Annotated in this window: 12 protein-coding genes; 7 read left to right on the top strand and 5 right to left on the bottom strand. The window is 71.2% G+C overall.

Features of this window, described 5'->3' with window-relative positions; translation table 11 throughout:
• The first annotated feature begins 53 nt into the window (after positions 1 to 53).
• The 4 genes from BJ964_RS02745 to BJ964_RS02730 are packed head-to-tail and all read left to right on the top strand — an operon-like array spanning position 54 to position 4,954.
• The gene (locus BJ964_RS02745; RefSeq protein ID WP_188119192.1) at positions 54 to 1,835 is read left to right on the top strand and encodes a putative Ig domain-containing protein; all 1,782 of its coding nucleotides are present in this window, start codon (positions 54 to 56) and stop codon (positions 1,833 to 1,835) included.
• 17 nt (positions 1,836 to 1,852) lie between these two features.
• A complete protein-coding gene (locus BJ964_RS02740) occupies positions 1,853 to 2,506 on the top strand; it encodes a PulJ/GspJ family protein (RefSeq protein ID WP_188119191.1) in 654 nt (217 codons plus the stop codon).
• Positions 2,503 to 4,026, top strand: a complete 1,524-nt coding sequence (locus tag BJ964_RS02735) for a ricin-type beta-trefoil lectin domain protein (protein ID WP_188119190.1) — start codon at positions 2,503 to 2,505, stop codon at positions 4,024 to 4,026. The genes BJ964_RS02740 and BJ964_RS02735 overlap by 4 nt, the downstream gene beginning before the upstream one ends.
• A gap of 22 nt (positions 4,027 to 4,048) precedes the next feature.
• Positions 4,049 to 4,954, top strand: a complete 906-nt coding sequence (locus BJ964_RS02730; RefSeq protein ID WP_188119189.1) for a DUF6282 family protein — start codon at positions 4,049 to 4,051, stop codon at positions 4,952 to 4,954.
• A 1,230-nt stretch (positions 4,955 to 6,184) separates the two neighbouring features.
• Here BJ964_RS02730 and BJ964_RS02725 read toward each other — a convergent pair.
• Both BJ964_RS02725 and BJ964_RS02720 read right to left on the bottom strand, forming a co-directional pair.
• Positions 6,185 to 6,943 carry a hypothetical protein gene (locus tag BJ964_RS02725; protein ID WP_188119188.1) on the bottom strand — a complete coding sequence of 253 codons (759 nt, stop codon included), beginning with the start codon at positions 6,941 to 6,943 and terminating at the stop codon, positions 6,185 to 6,187.
• On the bottom strand, positions 6,940 to 7,440 hold the full coding sequence (locus BJ964_RS02720; RefSeq protein WP_188119187.1) for a SigE family RNA polymerase sigma factor: 501 nt from the start codon (positions 7,438 to 7,440) through the stop codon (positions 6,940 to 6,942). Before BJ964_RS02720 ends, BJ964_RS02725 begins: the two co-directional genes overlap by 4 nt.
• 102 nt (positions 7,441 to 7,542) lie before the next feature.
• Between BJ964_RS02720 and BJ964_RS02715 the strand changes: the two genes are divergently transcribed.
• Positions 7,543 to 7,716 carry a hypothetical protein gene (locus BJ964_RS02715; RefSeq protein WP_188119186.1) on the top strand — a complete coding sequence of 58 codons (174 nt, stop codon included), beginning with the start codon at positions 7,543 to 7,545 and terminating at the stop codon, positions 7,714 to 7,716.
• On the opposite strand, the gene BJ964_RS02710 is transcribed toward BJ964_RS02715, so the two are convergent.
• Complete coding sequence (locus BJ964_RS02710) at positions 7,685 to 10,123, bottom strand: glycogen/starch/alpha-glucan phosphorylase (RefSeq protein WP_188119185.1); 2,439 nt, start codon at positions 10,121 to 10,123, stop codon at positions 7,685 to 7,687. The genes BJ964_RS02715 and BJ964_RS02710 overlap by 32 nt on opposite strands.
• A gap of 130 nt (positions 10,124 to 10,253) precedes the next feature.
• Between BJ964_RS02710 and BJ964_RS02705 the strand changes: the two genes are divergently transcribed.
• On the top strand, positions 10,254 to 10,895 hold the full coding sequence (locus BJ964_RS02705; protein WP_188119184.1) for a 4'-phosphopantetheinyl transferase family protein: 642 nt from the start codon (positions 10,254 to 10,256) through the stop codon (positions 10,893 to 10,895).
• Here the strand turns inward: BJ964_RS02705 and BJ964_RS02700 are convergent, their stop codons facing one another.
• Together BJ964_RS02700 and BJ964_RS02695 are read right to left on the bottom strand one after the other, a co-directional pair.
• Entirely contained in the window at positions 10,896 to 12,368 is a 1,473-nt protein-coding gene (locus BJ964_RS02700; RefSeq protein WP_223149464.1) for a glycosyltransferase family 39 protein, read from the bottom strand.
• 78 nt (positions 12,369 to 12,446) lie between these two features.
• Positions 12,447 to 12,611, bottom strand: a complete 165-nt coding sequence (locus tag BJ964_RS02695; RefSeq protein ID WP_188119182.1) for a hypothetical protein — start codon at positions 12,609 to 12,611, stop codon at positions 12,447 to 12,449.
• A 130-nt stretch (positions 12,612 to 12,741) separates the two neighbouring features.
• Here BJ964_RS02695 and BJ964_RS02690 point away from each other — a divergent pair, with 130 nt between their 5' ends.
• Positions 12,742 to 16,923 carry an AAA family ATPase gene (locus BJ964_RS02690; RefSeq protein WP_188119181.1) on the top strand — a complete coding sequence of 1,394 codons (4,182 nt, stop codon included), beginning with the start codon at positions 12,742 to 12,744 and terminating at the stop codon, positions 16,921 to 16,923.
• The last annotated feature ends 60 nt before the right edge of the window (positions 16,924 to 16,983 follow it).

Genomic DNA, 16,983 nt, shown 5'->3' with positions numbered 1-16,983 from the left:
CCTGCCGATGAATGCCTCGGTAGAACCCTGCCCAGGCAGCAGTCGGGAGTGAGATGCGCAGCGTACCGTTCGGCCGACGCACCGATGACGAGGGCTTCACCCTCATCGAGGTGCTCGTCTCCCTGGCGGTCCTGAGTACAGCCATGGCTGGACTGGGCACGTTCTACGTGAACGGGGCCCTTGCGGTCGCCCAGCAGCGCGACCAGCGGCAGGCCGCGCAGGTCGCCGCCGGCGCGCTGGAGCAGGTTCGCGCGCTGGAGGGGTCGGCGCTGCTCGATGGCCGCGGTGAGGCGAAGGTCAAGGCGCAGTGGCAGGAGCTGCAGTCCGGTCCGTTCAAGGACGAGGTGACACCGTACCTGGACGCCATGGCCACACCCTTCGACAGTGTGCAGGGTGAATACGCCTACGACCCGGACGCCGTCGGCAAGGGCGACAATGCACCGCTGCCGACCGCGACGCAGAAGATCTCCGCCGGAGGCATGGCCTTCGAGCAGCGGCTCCTCGTGTCGGGCTGCGACGTCTACCCATTCGCCGCGAAGGCGGCGGAACGGGACGACTGCGTCCGCCCGCTCGCGGTCGGCGACCCCAAGCGGCCGACTGACACCACCTCGATTTTGAAGTACTACCGGGTCGTCGTGCTCATCTCCTGGCAGCACAAGAGCTGCCCGGCCGCCCGGTGCGCCTACGTCGCTTCGACCCTGGTATCCCGGGTCAAGGACAATGCGGTGTTCAGCTCCAAGCGGCCGACGCCGCTCATCCGTATGCCGTTCATGCGGACCTTCTACCGGGGGCGCTCCGACGTCTCGGTCTACCTGAAGGCCACCGGCGGTAACCTGCCCAACACGTGGAGCGCCACCAACCTGCCCGACGGTCTCGTGATCAACGCGGAGACCGGTGAGGTGTCGGGTACGCCGACCAGGACCGGCAAGTGGTCGTTCGCCACCACGAATACGACCATCAAGGTGACCGAGAGCACCCCGCCGGAGGGTGTCGCCTCGAAGCGCTCCGACACCGACGCCGACCTCAACCTGGTCTGGGAGGTCGTCGATCCGCCGACGGTCACGGTGCCCACCGCCACGGCGAGCCGTGTCGGGGACGCCGTCCGGATCCAGCCGGTTGTCACCGGAGGTGTGGGGCCGTTCACCTACACGGTCGAGACGTCGCTGCCCACCGGCTTCGTGATCGACTCGAAGACGGGTCTGATCACCGGAACCGCGGCCCGGACCTTCACCACGACCATCATCGCCACCGATGCCAATGACGTGGCCGGCAGAGTCACGCACACTCACACCGTTCTCGACCCATTGACCGTGCAGGCGATTCCGTCGCAGCGGATCGCCGTGGCATCGACCTTCACCCTGAACACGGTGGCGGCGGGTGGTGACGGGATGTACACCTATGCAGCGTCCGGTCTGCCCGCGGAATTGAGGATCGGCTCGTCCACCGGGGTGATCTCCGGGTCTCCGGTGCTCATCGCCGGCCGCTACCTGCCGACTATCACCGTGACGGACGGACGCGGCTCCACGGTGAGCACCACCTTCGAGCTGCTCGTGACCTCCGCGTCCGGCTTGGCCTTCACGTCTCCGGCCGCACAGGTGGACTCCGTCCTCGGTGCGCAGGTGACGTTGCCGGTGACGACCAACGCCGCCACGGTCGGCGCGAATGGCGTCAAGGTCACGGTGGTCGGATTGCCGGCGGGCACGTCCTGGCAGAACGGCCAGGACACCATTTTCGGTGCACCGTCGCTGGCTGGCACCTACACCGTCACCCTCACCGCGGTCAGCTCCAACCCGGTGGAGACCGTGATCTACACCTTCGTCTGGAGAGTCAGTTGAGCCGCGGGGAGGCCCGAGTGCGACATCGTCGAACGGGTGATGAGGAAGGCTTCTCCCTCATCGAGATCATGATCACCACGTCGATCATGGCGGTGGTGATGGCCGCGGTGACGACCGCCGTCATTCAGGTCTACTCCGGCGCCAAGCGCATTGAGCACACCTCCATCGCCCGCGAGCAACTGGACAACAGTTTCCGTCGGCTGGACAAGGAACTGCGATACGCCACCAATATGTCCGAGCCTGGCGAGTACGACGGCGCCTGGTACATGGAGTACGCCCTCCCTGCGCCGGCGAAAACCCCTGAGAAGGTCGAGTGCAGGCAGCTCAAGCTCGAGAATGGCGTGCTGAGCCTCGCCCACTGGGTCCGGTCCAGTGGGGCGACCCAGACTCCGGGGCCCTCGGCCGCGCTGGCCGGCGGCGTGATCCTGGAGAGCGGGGTCAAGCCGTTCACCGTCTACAAACCCGGGGACACCCCGTACGCCAAGGAGACCGCCGGAACCGTGGGGGTCGGCACCGGCTTCGGCAACGCCTTCCAGATGACCCGGCTGCGGTTCCAGGTCCGGGAGGGCACGGTCACCATGCCGTTCGACAGCGTCTTCACCTCACAGAACATGACCGGCGAAGCGGCGCCCACGTACAGCGAAGACTGCGGTAAAGGAAGGCCGAAATGATGAAGCTGCGCCGCGGCGCCGGTGACGACCGCGGATCGCTGCCGATGGTGATGATGGTCACCTTCGTAGGCCTGGCCCTGTCCGCGGCCTTCCTTCCGACGATCGTCCGCCAGGTCGTCGCCACCCGCAGCTTCGTCGACCGCGACACCGCTCTCAACGGTGCCCGCATCGGTATGGACGTGGTGATGGCCCGCGTCGCCGCCGCCTCCGAGAAAGTGGCCGAAGGCGACATCCGGGGTCTGCTGGAGGATCTCCCCAAGTGCGTGGTCGAAGGCGACGCCGGTTTGTCCGCGGCCGGTGAGAAGCTCGCCTACAAGGTGACCATCACCTACTACGACGAGAACGACGTGGAGCTGGCCTGCCCGCTCACCAAGGTGGTGCCGAAGACCGCGAAGCTCGAGTCGCAGGGTATCGGCACCCTCAACCTGGCCAAGGCCGGCGAGTCGCCGAAGTACGGCTCGCGCACCCTGAACGGCACCTACACGTTCGCCATCGACAACTCGAACGTCGACGGCGGTGCCATCCGGATCTCCTCCTCCACCATCGGTGACCTGTGCATGGACGGGGTGCAGAAGTCCCCGGCGCCCGGCGCGGCGATCGTCATGCGCAAGTGCGACGGCGGCAGCACACAGCAGTTCCAGTACACCAAGGAGCTGTACATACGCCTGGTCAACTCGGAGACGACCACCGCCACCAAGGGCATGTGCCTGTACGCGGGTGCCGACGCGCACAAGAGTGGCACCGGGACCGTGTTCCAGCCCTGCCCGAGCGGAACCGCCATCGCGACGCAGTTCCAATGGAGTCTCGACGGCAACAGTGTGATGCACTCCGCGGGCCCGGATCGGAAGGTGGAGAGCCTCTGCCTCAACCTGAAGACCGCCAGCAAGGTCGACACCCCGCTGCAGCTGGGAACCTGCAGCGCCGGCGCGACGGTGAACGTCTGGCGGTTCGACCCCGGCGTGGGCGCCGGCATGGCCGGTGAGGAGACCTACCAGCTGGTCAACTATGCCCAGTTCAGCCGCTGTCTCGACGTCACGAACAAGGACACCGGCTACGCCTACATGATCGCCTGGTTCTGCAAGCAGGACCCGAGCGGCGTCGTCGAGTGGAACCAGATCTGGGTGCACCCGATCCCGGTGGAACCCGCCACCGAGAAGGAGGGCCCGGTCGTCGTCACCAACAGTGGGACGAAGTATTGCCTCAAGTCACCGTTGAAGAGTGAGAGCTGGGTGACGGCGGAGAAATGCCCCACCAACCTGAGCGTCTCCGCACTGCCGGACCGGCTGATCTGGAAGGTGCGTCACCAGGACAAGACCTATACGAAGAGTTACCGCATCGAGGACCGGGCCGGGCTCTGCCTGCAACCCACGGATCTCGCCAAGGCGACCAAGGACACCACCCACAGCGACGGCACCAGCCGCATCAAGGTTGCCGTATGCAGCGCCTCCGAGTTGCAGAAGTGGAACGCCCCGGCGAACCTCAGCGGATTCAGCCCGATCGGCGACATCACTGAGAAGTGATGGGGTGTGACAGCATGGTGCCGTGTCCGAGCCGTCCACCGCCGCCCGTGAACTGGTCGCCGGGGCCTACGACACCCACGTGCACGTGGCGCCCGACGTGATGGACCGCCGCATCGACGATCTCGGCCTGGCCCACCGCTGTCTGGCGGTGGGCCTCGCCGGTTTCGTGCTCAAATCGCACTATGTCACCACGGCCGAGCGCGCCGCCGTGGTGCGCGCGGCCGTCCCCGGCGTCGACGTGCTCGGTGCCATCACCCTGAACGGCTCGATGGGCGGCATGAACCCGGCCGCCGTCGAGATCGCCGGCCGCCTCGGCGCCCGCATCGTCTGGATGCCCACGGTCGACTCACGCAACCAGCGCACCAGCACCGCCGGCGACCTGCCCGGCGCGAAACCGGCCATGTGGGGCGCCCTCCAGGCCGACCTGCACGCCCAGGGCATCGTCCCGGACATCGTCGAGGTGCTCTCCCCCGACGGCCGGGTCCTCGAACCGGTCCGCCGGGTGCTCCGGGTGATCGCCCGGCACGACATGGTCCTGGCCACCGGCCACCTCGCCGCCGCCGAGATCATCGCCGTGGTGCTGGCCGCCCGCGAGGAGGGCGTCCGGCGCATCGTCGTCACCCACCCCGAGTTCACCTCGCAGCGCCTCCCCGCGGCCGACCAGATCCGGCTGGCCTCACTCGGCGCCCTCCTGGAGCGCTGCTTCACCACCCCGCACACCGGCAAGGTCTCCTGGGACGACATGATCGCCACCATCCGCGCCGTCGGGCCGGAGTACTCGGTGCTCTCCAGCGACCTGGGCCAGCCCTTCAACCCGCCGGTCGAGGACGGGCTCGCCCTCTTCGCCGACCGCCTGCTCGGCGCGGGCTTCACCGAGGCCGAGATCCACACCATGGCCGTCGCCAACTCACGCTTCATCGCCACATGAACCATTTCCGGTACGGGCTCCGCCGTCCCCGACCGCACCGGGCCCGCTCCGCGGCGCCCCGCGACCCCGCTGCCGGGTCAAGGCTCTGCCGCCCCCGCCGGGCTGACCTCGGTGGCCACCCTCCAGTCGCCCAAGCCATCCGCAAACATCGATTTAGATCTTGGCTAATCGTCGCCGGCGACGCGATCTTGTGCCATCGCGGCTGTCCTGGAGTCTTCTTCTTGGGTGTTTGCGGTTCTAAGTCAAGCGCCCGGTCGGGCGAACCGCCGAATGGGGGCGCCATCCGCCGCACTAGGGGAAAATGGGGCTTTCGCCGGAAACAGGCGCCCGTTTCGCCCGCTTTGCCCGCCGCTGTTGTGCGATCTTGAACGATTTGCCACCCGAGGCGGTGGTAAATCGTTCAAGATCGCTCCGGGTGGCGCGTCCTGCTGGCGAGGGATTGCGGATTCGGCCGTAGGCAGCCAAGAAGGAGACTCCCGGGCGTATCCGATCACCCAAGGTCTGCCAGCGGAAATGGATCATGGGCGATTGTTGACCGCCGAACAACAACCAGGAATCAAGATCGGGCCGAAAGCTGCCATCACCCAAGATCGCCGGCGAGCCGGGACGACGCCACAGTCATCCGCATCCGCGACGCGCCATCGCGGCCACCGACCGGGGAAACAGGCTCTGTGGCTACCCGGATCCACCACAGGAGCCGGTGAACGGAGCTTTTCGCTCACGCGGAGTTCCGGCCGGCCGGGTTTCGGAGGTAAACGCACACGAAAGCCGCCACGTGGGCGGCCATCGCCGCGATAGGGCACGCAGGCGACCACGACACCGCCGCCGTGCGCGCCCACCCTCACGTAAGCGCGACCGTCCGCGCGGGGCGGCCGGCGTAACGGCCGGGAGTGGGCAATCCGGGTGCCTGGGAGGCAAGACCGCGACCGTCCGCGTGGGGCGGCCGGCGTAACGGCCGGGAGTGGGCAATCCGGGTGCCGGGGAAGCAAGACCGCGACCACCCGTCCAGCGGGACCGGAGCAGGGCGGGGAGCCGGCCGCAAGCGGGGCCGGCGGCACATGAGGAGGTCGCGGGAGGGCCGGCCTGCCCGCGCACCGATCTACGCCCGGCGGGCGCGGCACAGGCCGGAGCGGGCAGTGAGCGGGCGCCGACCGGACGGGACGGCCCTGAGAAGGCGGGACGAGGACACGCGTACCGGAAAAGAACGCGGACCTCGACCACGGACGATCTCTAGAAGAAGTCGCCGTTGACCTTCAAAGCGCCGGAGGTGGCCTCGTAGGTGTCACCGCCCGCGTCGCGGCCGCCGGACGGGGAGGCGTATTTCGCGGTGAACGTGTAGGTGCCCGGGGCCAGCGTGTCCGCGGAGGCCAGGGTGAAGCGGTAGAGGAAGGCGCCCGGCTCCTCGGTCACCGTGGTCGTCACCGACGCGCCGGGCGTCGACTTGGTGCCGCCCCGGGACGTGAGGCCGTCGGTGCGGGCCACCCGGATCACCACCTCGAGCGTCCTCAGTTCCGCGGTGGTTTTGAGGGTGACCACCGAAGCGCCCGAGGGATCGATGGAGCCGTCCGACCAGAGCGGGCCCTGTGCGTCGCCGGGCCGCTCCCTGGTGGGCGCCGGCGGCGGGGCGGCGGGCGACGGCTTCCGGCTGGGCGTGGTCCGGCTCGGGGCGGGTTTCGTGGTCTCCGGGGCGGTGTCCACCGGGGTGGGTTCGGCGGTGGTGCGCGTGACGGTCGGCGCCGGAGTGGCCTCGTCCCGGTCGATCGAGTTGGCCAGCGCCCACGTGCCGATGCCGCCGCCACCGAAGAGGACCACCACGGCGGCCACCACGGTGGCCATCCGCGCCCGGGGGCCGCGGCGGGGCGCGCGGCGGCGGCCGGAGTCCTGCATGGCGGCGGTGCTGATGCGGTCCAGCATCGCCTCACGGTCGGGCTGGTGGGCGGCCGCCTCGGAGCGCAGCGCGGCGCGCAGACCATCGTCGGAGAGTCTCATCGCGCCGCCTCCCAGCCGTCGATGCGGAAATGGTCGCCCAATAGCTCGGCAAGTTGTCGCGCGCCCCGGGAGGTCGCGCTCTTCACGGCGCCGACGGAGATGTCGAGGATCGCGGCCACCTCGCGTTCCGGCAGGTCGAAGGCGTACCGCAGGACCACGCAGGCCCGCCGCCGGTGGGGCAGCAGGCGCAGCGCTCCCCGCACGTCGACGACGGCCGGCACGTCGGTGTCCCGGCCGTGGCGCAGTGACCCGAACGACAGCAGGCGTTCCCGGCCGCGCCGGCGCACCCACTGGCGGGACAGGTTCATCACGATGCCGTGGCCGTACGCCACCGGGTCGTCGGCCGCGTTCACCCGGTCCCAGTGCCGCCACACCTCGGTCAGCGCGTCGGCGGCCAGATCGTCGGCCACCTGGGACTCGCCGGTCATCAGGTACGCCAGACGCGACAGCGAGGCGTGATGCCGCTCGAAATACGCGCGGAACGCGTCGTCGCGCACTGGTGGGCACCCCCTGTTCGGACCGGACCCGACGACGTTAGAGATCGTGGCAGGTTACCGGCAAGAACAGTTCGGCCGGTGAGACGCGAATATCATCCACCGATGATGCCGCGCTGCGCTGTGCTCGACGACCTCCAGGACGCCGCCCTCGGCCTGGCCGACTGGACGCCCCTGGACGGCCGGATCGGCGGGCCGGTCGCCCGGATCGGCACGGCCTTCGGCATGGACGTACGGGTGCCGTTTCTCAGCCTTCCTTCGGGACCGGGACCGGGGTGACCCGCCAGATGCGGGCCGCGTAGTCGGAGACCGTGCGGTCGGAGCTGAAGAAGCCGCTGTGTGCCGTGTTGAGGACCGACATGCGCGCCCACCGCTGCGGGTCGCGCCAGGCCTGGTCGACCTCGTCCTGACTTTCCACGTAGGAGCGGAAGTCGGCGAGCGTGAGGTACTCGTCGCGGCCCAGCAGGGAGCCGGCGACCCGCTGGCCCGCCTCGCCGAACGTGCCGGCGCGCAGGGTGTCGAGGGCGGCCCGCAGCTCGCCGTCGCCCTCGTAGTAGGCCCACGGGCTGTACCCCTGCTGGTGGGCGTTGGCGGCCTGGTACGCGTCCATGCCGAAGAGGAAGAAGTTCTCCGCGCCGACCCGCGCCCGGATCTCGATGTTGGCGCCGTCCAGCGTGCCGATGGTGACCGCGCCGTTGAGGGCCAGTTTCATGTTGCCGGTGCCGGACGCCTCCTTGCCGGCCAGCGAGATCTGCTCGCTCAGGTCGGCGGCGGGGATGATGCGCTCGGCCAGGGTGACGTTGTAGTTCTCCGGGAACACCACCTTGAGGTACGGGGAGACGACCGGGTCCGCGGCGATCCGGGCCGCGATCGTGGCGATCAGCCGGATGATCTCCTTGGCCGCGTGGTAGGCGGGCGCCGCCTTCCCGGCGAACAGCACGGTACGTGGCACCCAGTCGGCGCCGGGATCGGCGCGGATCCGGTGGTACATGGCGATCACGTGCAGCAGTTTGAGCTGCTGCCGCTTGTACTCGTGGAACCGCTTGATCATCACGTCGGTGAGCGAGTCCGGGTCGCCGACCGCCAGGTCGACCTTGTTGGCCCGCTTGATCGCCCGCCAGCGCTCCAGGAACGACGCGTCGCCGGCGAGCGCCTCCAGCCCGGCGAGCCGTTCCAGGTCGCCGAGCCAGTCGTTGCCGCCGAGCCCTTCGGTGATCAGGTCGGAGAGCCGCGGGTTGGCGATCCTGACGAACCGGCGGGGTGAGACGCCGTTCGTGACGTTCTGGAACTTGGCCGGCCACAGCTCGGCGAAGTCGTTGAGCACGGTCTCGCGCAGCAGCTTGGAGTGCAGTTCGGCGACGCCGTTGACGGCCTCGGTGCCGACCACCGCGAGGTGTGCCATCCGGACCCGGCGCTCCGGCTCCTCGCCGATGATCGACATGCGGCGCACCCGGTCGTGGTCACCCGGGAACCGGGCCTCGACCTCCCGTAGGAACAGCATGTTGATCAGGTAGATGATCTCCAGGTGCCGGGGGAGCAGCCGCTCGAACATGTGCACCGGCCACGTCTCCAGCGCCTCCGGCAGCAGGGTGTGGCAGGTGTACGCGAACGTCCGCCGGGTGATCGACCAGGCCTCCTCCCACTCCACCTCGTACTCGTCGACGAGCAGCCGCATCAGCTCGGCGATGGCGATCGTCGGGTGGGTGTCGTTGAGCTGGATGACGGTCTTGTCGGCGAACTCGGCCCAGCCCTCGTTGCGCAGCCGGAACCGCCGGATGATGTCCCGCAGTGAGCAGGAGACCAGGAAGTACTGCTGCTTGAGCCGCAGCTCGCGGCCCAGCTCGGTGCTGTCGTCGGGGTAGAGGACCTTGCTGATGTTCTCGGCGCGCACCGCCTCCTGGACGGCCTCGGCGTACTGGCCGGCGGAGAAGCGGCTCAGGTCGAAGGACGCCTCACTGCCCCGGGCCCGCCACAGCCGGACGATGTTGACCGTCTCGGTGCCGTAGCCGGGGACCAGCATGTGGCTGGGCTCGCCGAGCACGATCTCCCCGGGCACCCAGCGCTTGCGGGTCCGCTCGCCGGGGATCGGCTCGGTGTGCCCGTAGAAGCCGACGGTCTGCCGGTCGTCGGGGGCCGGGAACTCCCACGGGTTGCCGTGGAAGGCCCAGTCGTCGGGGCGCTCGGTCTGCCCCTCCTCGGTGATGATCTGGTGGAAGATGCCGAAGTCGTAGCGGATGCCGTAGCCGACCGCCGGGATGTCCCGGGTGGCCATCGAGTCGACCAGGCAGGCGGCGAGACGGCCCAGGCCGCCGTTGCCGAGGCCCGGTTCGATGTCCAGGTCCTCCAGCTCCTCCAGGCTGAAGCCGAGGGTCTTGACCGCCTCGGCGGCCAGGTCGCCGGTGTCGGAGTAGAGCAGGTTCTGCTCCAGCTGGGCGCCGAGAAGGTACTCCGCGGAGAGGTAGTAGACCCATCTGGGGTTGGTGGCGAAGTGCGCGGCCGCGGTCCGGGACCGCCGTTCGGCGAGCCGGTCCCGCACGGTGAGGGAGAGCGTCTCGTACGCGTCGCGTGCGCTCGCCGACTCGACCGTCGTGCCACGCCGGTAGAAGAGGTTGCTCAACAGGTCCTGCTGGAACTCATCGGCGGTCTTGCCCGGTCGGCGCGGACCGATGCCCTGTCGAAGATCCATGCCGCCATTGTGCCCGCCGAAGGTTTCGGATGCCGCCCTTCCTGGTAACTCCCGAATGGCCCGATTCGTTGATCTATGCCAGATATCACCGATGAGGCGGATGGCGACCGGGGGTGGCACACTCCCGGTCGTGCTGGACATCCTCCTCCCCCCGCCGGTGGTCACCGCCGTGGCGTACACCGACCGCGAGGACGAGCCGTGCTTCACGGGCGAGGAGGACATGATCGCCACGGCGGTCGCCGGCCGCCGCCGCGAGTTCGTCACCACCCGCCGCTGCGCCCGCGAGGCGCTGGCGGGCATCGGCGTGCCGGCCGTCCCGATCCGCAGCGGCCCCCGCCGGGAACCGCTCTGGCCGTCCGATGTGGTCGGCAGCCTCACCCACTGCGCCGGGTTCCGTGGCGCGGCCGTGGCCCGGTCCGGCGACCTGGCGGGCATCGGCGTCGACGCCGAGCCGCACGCCCCGCTGCCGCCCCGGGTGATCGGCGCGGTCACCGCCCCCGGCGACGTCGAGCACCTCGCCGAACTGTCCGGAAAGGACCCGTCGGTGCACTGGGACCGGCTGCTGTTCAGCGCCAAGGAGTCGGTCTACAAGGCGTGGTTCCCGCTGACCGGGCGGTGGCTCGGCTTCGAGGAGGCGGCCCTGACCGTCGACCCGGCCGGGGGCGCCTTCACGGCCCGGCTGCTGGTGGACGCGCCGTTCCCGGCCCTGCGCGGCCGCTACCTGATCGGGAACGGGCTGGTCGTGACCGCGGTGACCGTCGCCCACCCCTGATCAGTCGTAGTGCTGGAGGCGGGGCCAGACCGTCGACCACGGCTCGTTGCGGCGGCAGAGGTAGACGCGGGCGCCGACCTCCTCGTTCTCCACGCCGAGCGTGTTGCTCAGGGTGGCCTTGGGCACGCAGCCGCCGATCAGCTCGTTCGCCCGCTCCGGCGGGGCCTGCAGCACGGCCAGGATGATCGTCTTCGACTCCGGCGGCGGGCCGAACTCGTACAGCGCGTTGTGCCCGCTGTAGACCTCGGGCAGCCCCAGTGACGGCCCGAACCGGTCGAGCGCCCCGGCCTCGCCGTAGTTGCCGGTGAACAGCACCGTCTTGCGCTGCTCCACCGGATCCAGGTCGGCGTGCACGGCGGCGACCTGCCACACGTACTGCCGCCAGCCGATCTGGTCGGGGATGGTCGAGTTGGCGGCGGCCGGGAACGAGCCGGCCACGTCCTTCGCGGGGATCACCGGCAGCGACATCGTCACGCCGGCCACCGAGGAGACGATCACCCCGCCGGCGAGCAGCGCCTGCCGCCCGCCCCGCCCGATCACCCACCGCTCGGTCGGCACGGCGCCCAGCGCGAACAGGCCGAGGAGCAGGCCGAGCGGATAGTACGGCTGCCCGGCGGTGACCAGCACCAGAACGAGCATCAGCGGATAGGCGACGGCGATGGACCGCAGGCGCCGCAGCCGGGGATCACGGAACAGCGTGACGATCCCGGCGATCCACACCGGAGGAAGGGTGAGCAGGACGATCTGCATCGGCAGCAGCAGGATCCGCGACTCGGTCCCCTTGTTCTCGGCGATCGCGGCCGCCATCTCGGCCTGCGGGAACCCGTTGAGCACCTGGTAGATCAGGTTCGGCAGGCCGACCAGGACGGCCAGCGCGACGCCGCCCCACAGATGCCGGGAGCGCAGCACCGACCGCGGCCCGGCGATCAGCAGCCCGGCGCCCAGGCAGAGCAGCAGCAGGATCACCAGGTGCTTGTTGTAGAGCCCGAGCCCGGCCACCACACCCGCGCCGAGCCAGGCCCGTGGCCGTTCCCAGAGCAGGGCGCGCACCACGAGGAGCAGCACGCCGAGCCAGACCAGCAGGTCGGTGGCCGCGGTCGAGGCGACGTGTGCGGCGGTGAGCGGGAAGGTGCCGAGGATCCCGGTGGCGGCGAGCGACTGGGCGATCGGGCCGCCGCCGGCCTCCCGGGCGATCCCGGCGGCCACGACGGCGGTGAGCCCGAGCAGTACGGCCGGGAGCACCCGGATCGACCACAGGTCGTCGCCGAACAGCTCGATCCCGAACCGGACCAGCATCGGCGTGAACGGCGGCTGGTCGGTGTAGCCCCACTGTGGATGCTCGCCGAGCATGCGGAAGCAGAGCTCGTCCCGGTGGTAGCCGTACCCGTCGGCGGTGTAGAGCAGCAGCAGCGCGGCGCTCGCCGCGATCAGGCCGACCGGCCACCACGCGATCGGCCTGCGACCGACCTCCATGCGTTGGGTAATCGCAGTGTCACTGAGAGCATCGACCACGGCCCCACCGTACGGGGACCGGGCAACCTTCCGCCATCGTCACTTGTCGGCCCAGTGCGCCCCCAGCAGGCAGGAGCCACAACCCCGGCAGGCGCCGTCACCCATTACGGTCCCGTCGGCCCGCACCAGATACGGGCAGGGCTCCCCGGTCGGGGTCGGGTAGATCCGGGCGGGCTGCTCAGGTGCCTGGGTCGTGGTGGTCATGCCTCCATTGGGCCACGCCGGGGCGATCCGGTGACCGGCCGAAGGTCCCGCCCGTACGGGCAGGGTTGCCCGCTGGCCCGCCGGTGCCATCATGGGACTGCGAAAAGCGTCGATGTCCACGGAGGTTTCCGTGACCGAGCCCGAACCCACCGGGGGACCCGCGGCCGAACGCGCCCGCGCCGGGGTGCGCGCCTGGGTCCGGGACGCCGGCCGTCGCACCCGGGCCCGGCTGCGCGCCGCCAGCCCGTACGCGATCCTCGCCTTTCTGACCGCCTCGACGGTGGCTCCGGTGGCCGGGGCGCACCTGGGCGCCACCGGGGCGTACGCCGCCGCGCTCGACCAGATCGGCGGGCTGGGCAGCAACTTCCTGGCCGAGGCGATGGCCGGCGCCGCGAAGCGCCTGCGCGACACCGAGCCGGAGGCCGGCGGCTGGAGCCAGGAGCAGTGGCGGGACGCGATCGCGGCCGACCTGCTCCCGCTGCTCGCCGCCGCTGACGAGCGCGGCACGGCGCTGCACGAGGAGGTCTCCCGGGTGCTGCGCGCGGTGGACGCGGTCGGCGCGGCGATCGCCGAGGCCGCGGTCACCGACGACGAGCTGCGGCACCTGCTGGAGGCCGCGTTCCGGGAGCTCGGGCTCGGCGTCGGCGAGCTGGGCTGGATGATCGCCGAGGTGCGGCAGAGCGTCGACGGTCTGCGGCAGGAGTTCGCGAACCAGACCGTCGTGCTCACCCGGCAGCTCGACGAGGTGCGCCGCCGGCTGGTCGCGGTCACCCGGGAACAGCTGCCCGACGGCGACGACGTGCCGGCCGACGTGCCGGGGGGCGCGGTCCCGCCGTACCCCGGGCTGGTCAGTTTCCAGCCGGAGGACGCGCCCCGTTTCCGCGGCCGGGAGCAGACCGTCGCGCAGCTGCTGAGCCGCCTCGCCGAGCAGGCGGTGGGCGGGCGTCCGCTGGTCGTCACCGGGGTGTCCGGCGTCGGCAAGTCGTCGCTGCTGCGCGCCGGTCTGCTCCCGGCTCTCGGCGGGGGCGCGCTGGGCGCGGAAGCGGCGGCCTGGCGGTGGGTTCTGACCAACCCGGGGGTACGCCCACTCGACGATCTCGTGGCCCGTCTGCACCGGCTGACCGTCCCGGACGACGGGCGTGAGCCGGAGACCGCCTCGGACGCCGCCGGCGAGCTGCTCCGGCAGGTCCGCGCGGAACCGGCCCGCCTCGGTGAGCTGGCGGCGAAGGCGGCCGCCGCCGGGCACCGCCCGGTGATCGTGGTGGACCAGTTCGAGGAGCTGTTCACCCAGTGCCCCGACCCGGTCGAGCGTCTGGCCTACGCGACCGCGCTGACCAGCGCGGCCCCGGCGCTCGTGGTGATCGCCGTCCGGTCCGACTTCTACCCGGCCTGCGCGGCGCTGCCGCCGCTGGCGAAGGTGCTGGCCGCCGGCCACCTGGTGCTCGGGCCGCTGGACAGCGACGCGGTCCGCCGGGCCGTGGTGGAACCGGCCGAGCACGCCGGCCTCACCGTCGAGCCGGGCCTGCCCGACCTGTTGCTGCACGACCTGGGCGCGGAGGGGCGGGACGGTTACGAGCCGGGCGCGCTGCCGCTGCTGGCGCACGCCCTGCGGGCCACCTGGGACCGGCGGGAGGGGATCCGGCTGACCGTGGCGGCGTACCGGGCCACCGGCGGGATCCGGCACGCGATCGCCGAGACCGCCGAGCGGATCTACCTGGACCTGCCGCCGGACGAGCGGGACCGGCTGCGCGACGCCCTGCTCGCCCTGGTCACTGTCACCGGTGACGGCGCCGCGGTGCGCCGGCGCGGCGAGCGGGCGGCCAGCGACTCCCGGGTGCTGCGCCGCCTGGTCAGGGCCCGCCTCGTCACGGTCGGCGCGGACACCGTGGAGATCAGCCACGAGGCGCTGCTGACCAGCTGGCCGCGGCTGGCCGGCTGGGTCGACGAGGCCCGCGAGGACCTGCTGCTGCGCCGGTCGGTCACCGAGGCCGCCCGGGACTGGGAACGCTCCGGCCGCGACCCGGACCTGCTGCCCCGCGGCTCCCGCCTGCTCGCCGCCCGGGAGCGGGTGCCGGCCGGCGACGGCGTGCCCCCGGTGGTGGGGGAGTACCTCGCGGCCGGTGGCGCCGCCGCCGACCGGGAGCAGGCGGAACAGCGGAAGGTCACCCGTCGGCTGCGGCGGCTCGCGGCCGGGCTGGCGGCGGCCCTGCTGCTCGCGGTCGGCGGCGGCCTCGTGGTGCTGGACCAGCGGGAGGAGGCCGAGGCCAGCGGCCGGGAGTCCCGCTCCCGGCAGTACGCGCTGGAAGCGCTGCGGGCCCTGGAACAGGACGAGACCCAGGCCGTGGGCAGGGCCCTCGACGCCTGGCGGGAGGCGCCCACCACGGAGGCCCGGAGCGCGCTGCTGTCCACCCAGATGGTCCGGTTCCGGGGGCGGCTGGGCAGCGGGCCGGGCGGCAGCGTGGTGGCGGTCAGCCCGGACGGTTCCCGGATCGCGGTCGGTGACACGCGCGGCACGGCCCAGCTCTGGGACACCGCCACCCTGTCCCCGGTCGGGGAGCCGCTGGGCTTCCCGAAAGCGGTCGCGGTGGCCGGGCTGGCGTTCTCCCCGGACGGCCGGTTCCTGGCCGGCGGCTCGTTCCAGTGGGATGGTCTGCGGATCTGGGAGGCGGCCACCGGCCGGCTGGCGCACGAGCTCGACGGCTGGGGGCCGGTGGCCTGGCTGCCCGGCACCGGCACCGTGCTGGCGAGCCGCCGCGAGGTCGTCGACGGCCAGTTCTCGCTGGGCCGGTGGGACGCGGAGAGCGGCACGGCCACCGGCACTCTCCCGGCCGGCCCGGTCACCGGCAACGACCTGGCGGTGAGCCCGGACGGCCGGTACCTGGCGGAGACCGACGTCGACCGGAAGACCGAGATCCGGCGGGTGTCCGACGGCCGGCTGATGACCACGCTGACCGGCGGCCTCGCCTACGTGGCCTTCGCCCCCGACGGCACGTTGGTGACCACCAGCGAGCAGGGCGACGTGATCCAGTGGGCGGTGCCGTCCGGGAAACGGCTGCGCGACCTCACCGCCGAGGCCGGCATGACCCCCGGGCCCGGCCGGGTCACCGTGACCCCGGACGGCACGGTGATCAGCACCGGCCTGCGGCGTACCGCGAGCCTGTACTCGCTGACCGGCGACGGGACCGGCGAGCTGGACACCGGCATCGGCGCCTTCGGCGGGGCCGCGACCTCGGCGAACGGCCAGATCGCGGTGGTCACCGGCCGGGACGCGCCGACGGTCGTGTTCCGCCGCCAGTCGAGCTGGCTGAACACCGACGGCGGCGTCCTCGACCTGGCGTTCTCCCCGGACGGCGCCCGGCTCGCGGCCGGCAGCGACACCGGCGAGGTCCGCGTCTGGGACACCGCCACCCGCGAGCTGATCACCGAGTTCGAGACCGGTGGCGAGCCGCGCGGCGTCGTCTACGGGGCCGGCGGCGTGCTCGCGGTGGCCACCACCACCGGTACGAGCTGGGGCCTGGAACTGTGGGACGACACCGGGAAACGGGAGCGGATCGTGCCGCTGAGCCGGGAGCCCAAGGACGCGGCCGTCACCGCGGACGGCAACCTTCTGGCGGTCGCGGTGGGCGCCTCCCTCGCCGATCCGGTCGACGCCAAGTTCGGTGCGGTGCATCTGTACGACCTCGGACAGCGCCGGGACCGGGGCGTGGTCGATCTGGGTGACCAGACGGCGTACGCGATCGCCTTCTCCGCCGACGGCACGGTCCTGCACACCGCCGGGCTGGCAGTGGACATCGGCTTCGACGACCAGCAGCGGACGTGGTCTGTGCTGCGGTCCTGGCGGGTGGACGGCCTGCGCGAGATCGGCGGGCAGTTCCTCGGCGACTATCAGCCGCTGGACCTCGCGATCGCCCCGGACGGGAACTCGATGGTGGTCACCGGGACCAGCCGGGTGCTCGACGTGCGCTCCGGCGACGGCAGCCGGTCACTGTGGACCTCGAAGCCGCAACTGGACCAGATCGAACGGATCGTGTTCGCGCCGGACGGGCGAACCCTCGCGGTCAACGGGGCGAACGGCGACGTCCAGCTGTGGGACACCCGGGACTGGTCGGTGGTGCGGTTGCAGGGCCACGGGGCAGCCGGAGTGGTCGGGCTGGCGTACACACCGGATGGACGGGTGCTGGCCAGCGGCGGGGCGGACACACTGGTGGGTGTCTGGCCGCTGGAGCCGGCGGTGGCCGTACGAAATCTGTGCATGATCGACGGTCCGCTGCGCCGCGCCGAAGGTGCGGAGGTCTCCCCGCTCTGCGCATGAAGAGTGACGTGATCCCCTCTCCTCGCTCTCAGGCGTCAATGCTAGGTTAGGCTTACCTAA

The sequence above is a fragment of the Actinoplanes lobatus genome (genome assembly GCF_014205215.1).
In the GTDB taxonomy this organism is placed as follows: Bacteria; Actinomycetota; Actinomycetes; order Mycobacteriales; family Micromonosporaceae; genus Actinoplanes; species Actinoplanes lobatus.
This window is presented reverse-complemented; position numbering and strand designations above follow the sequence as displayed.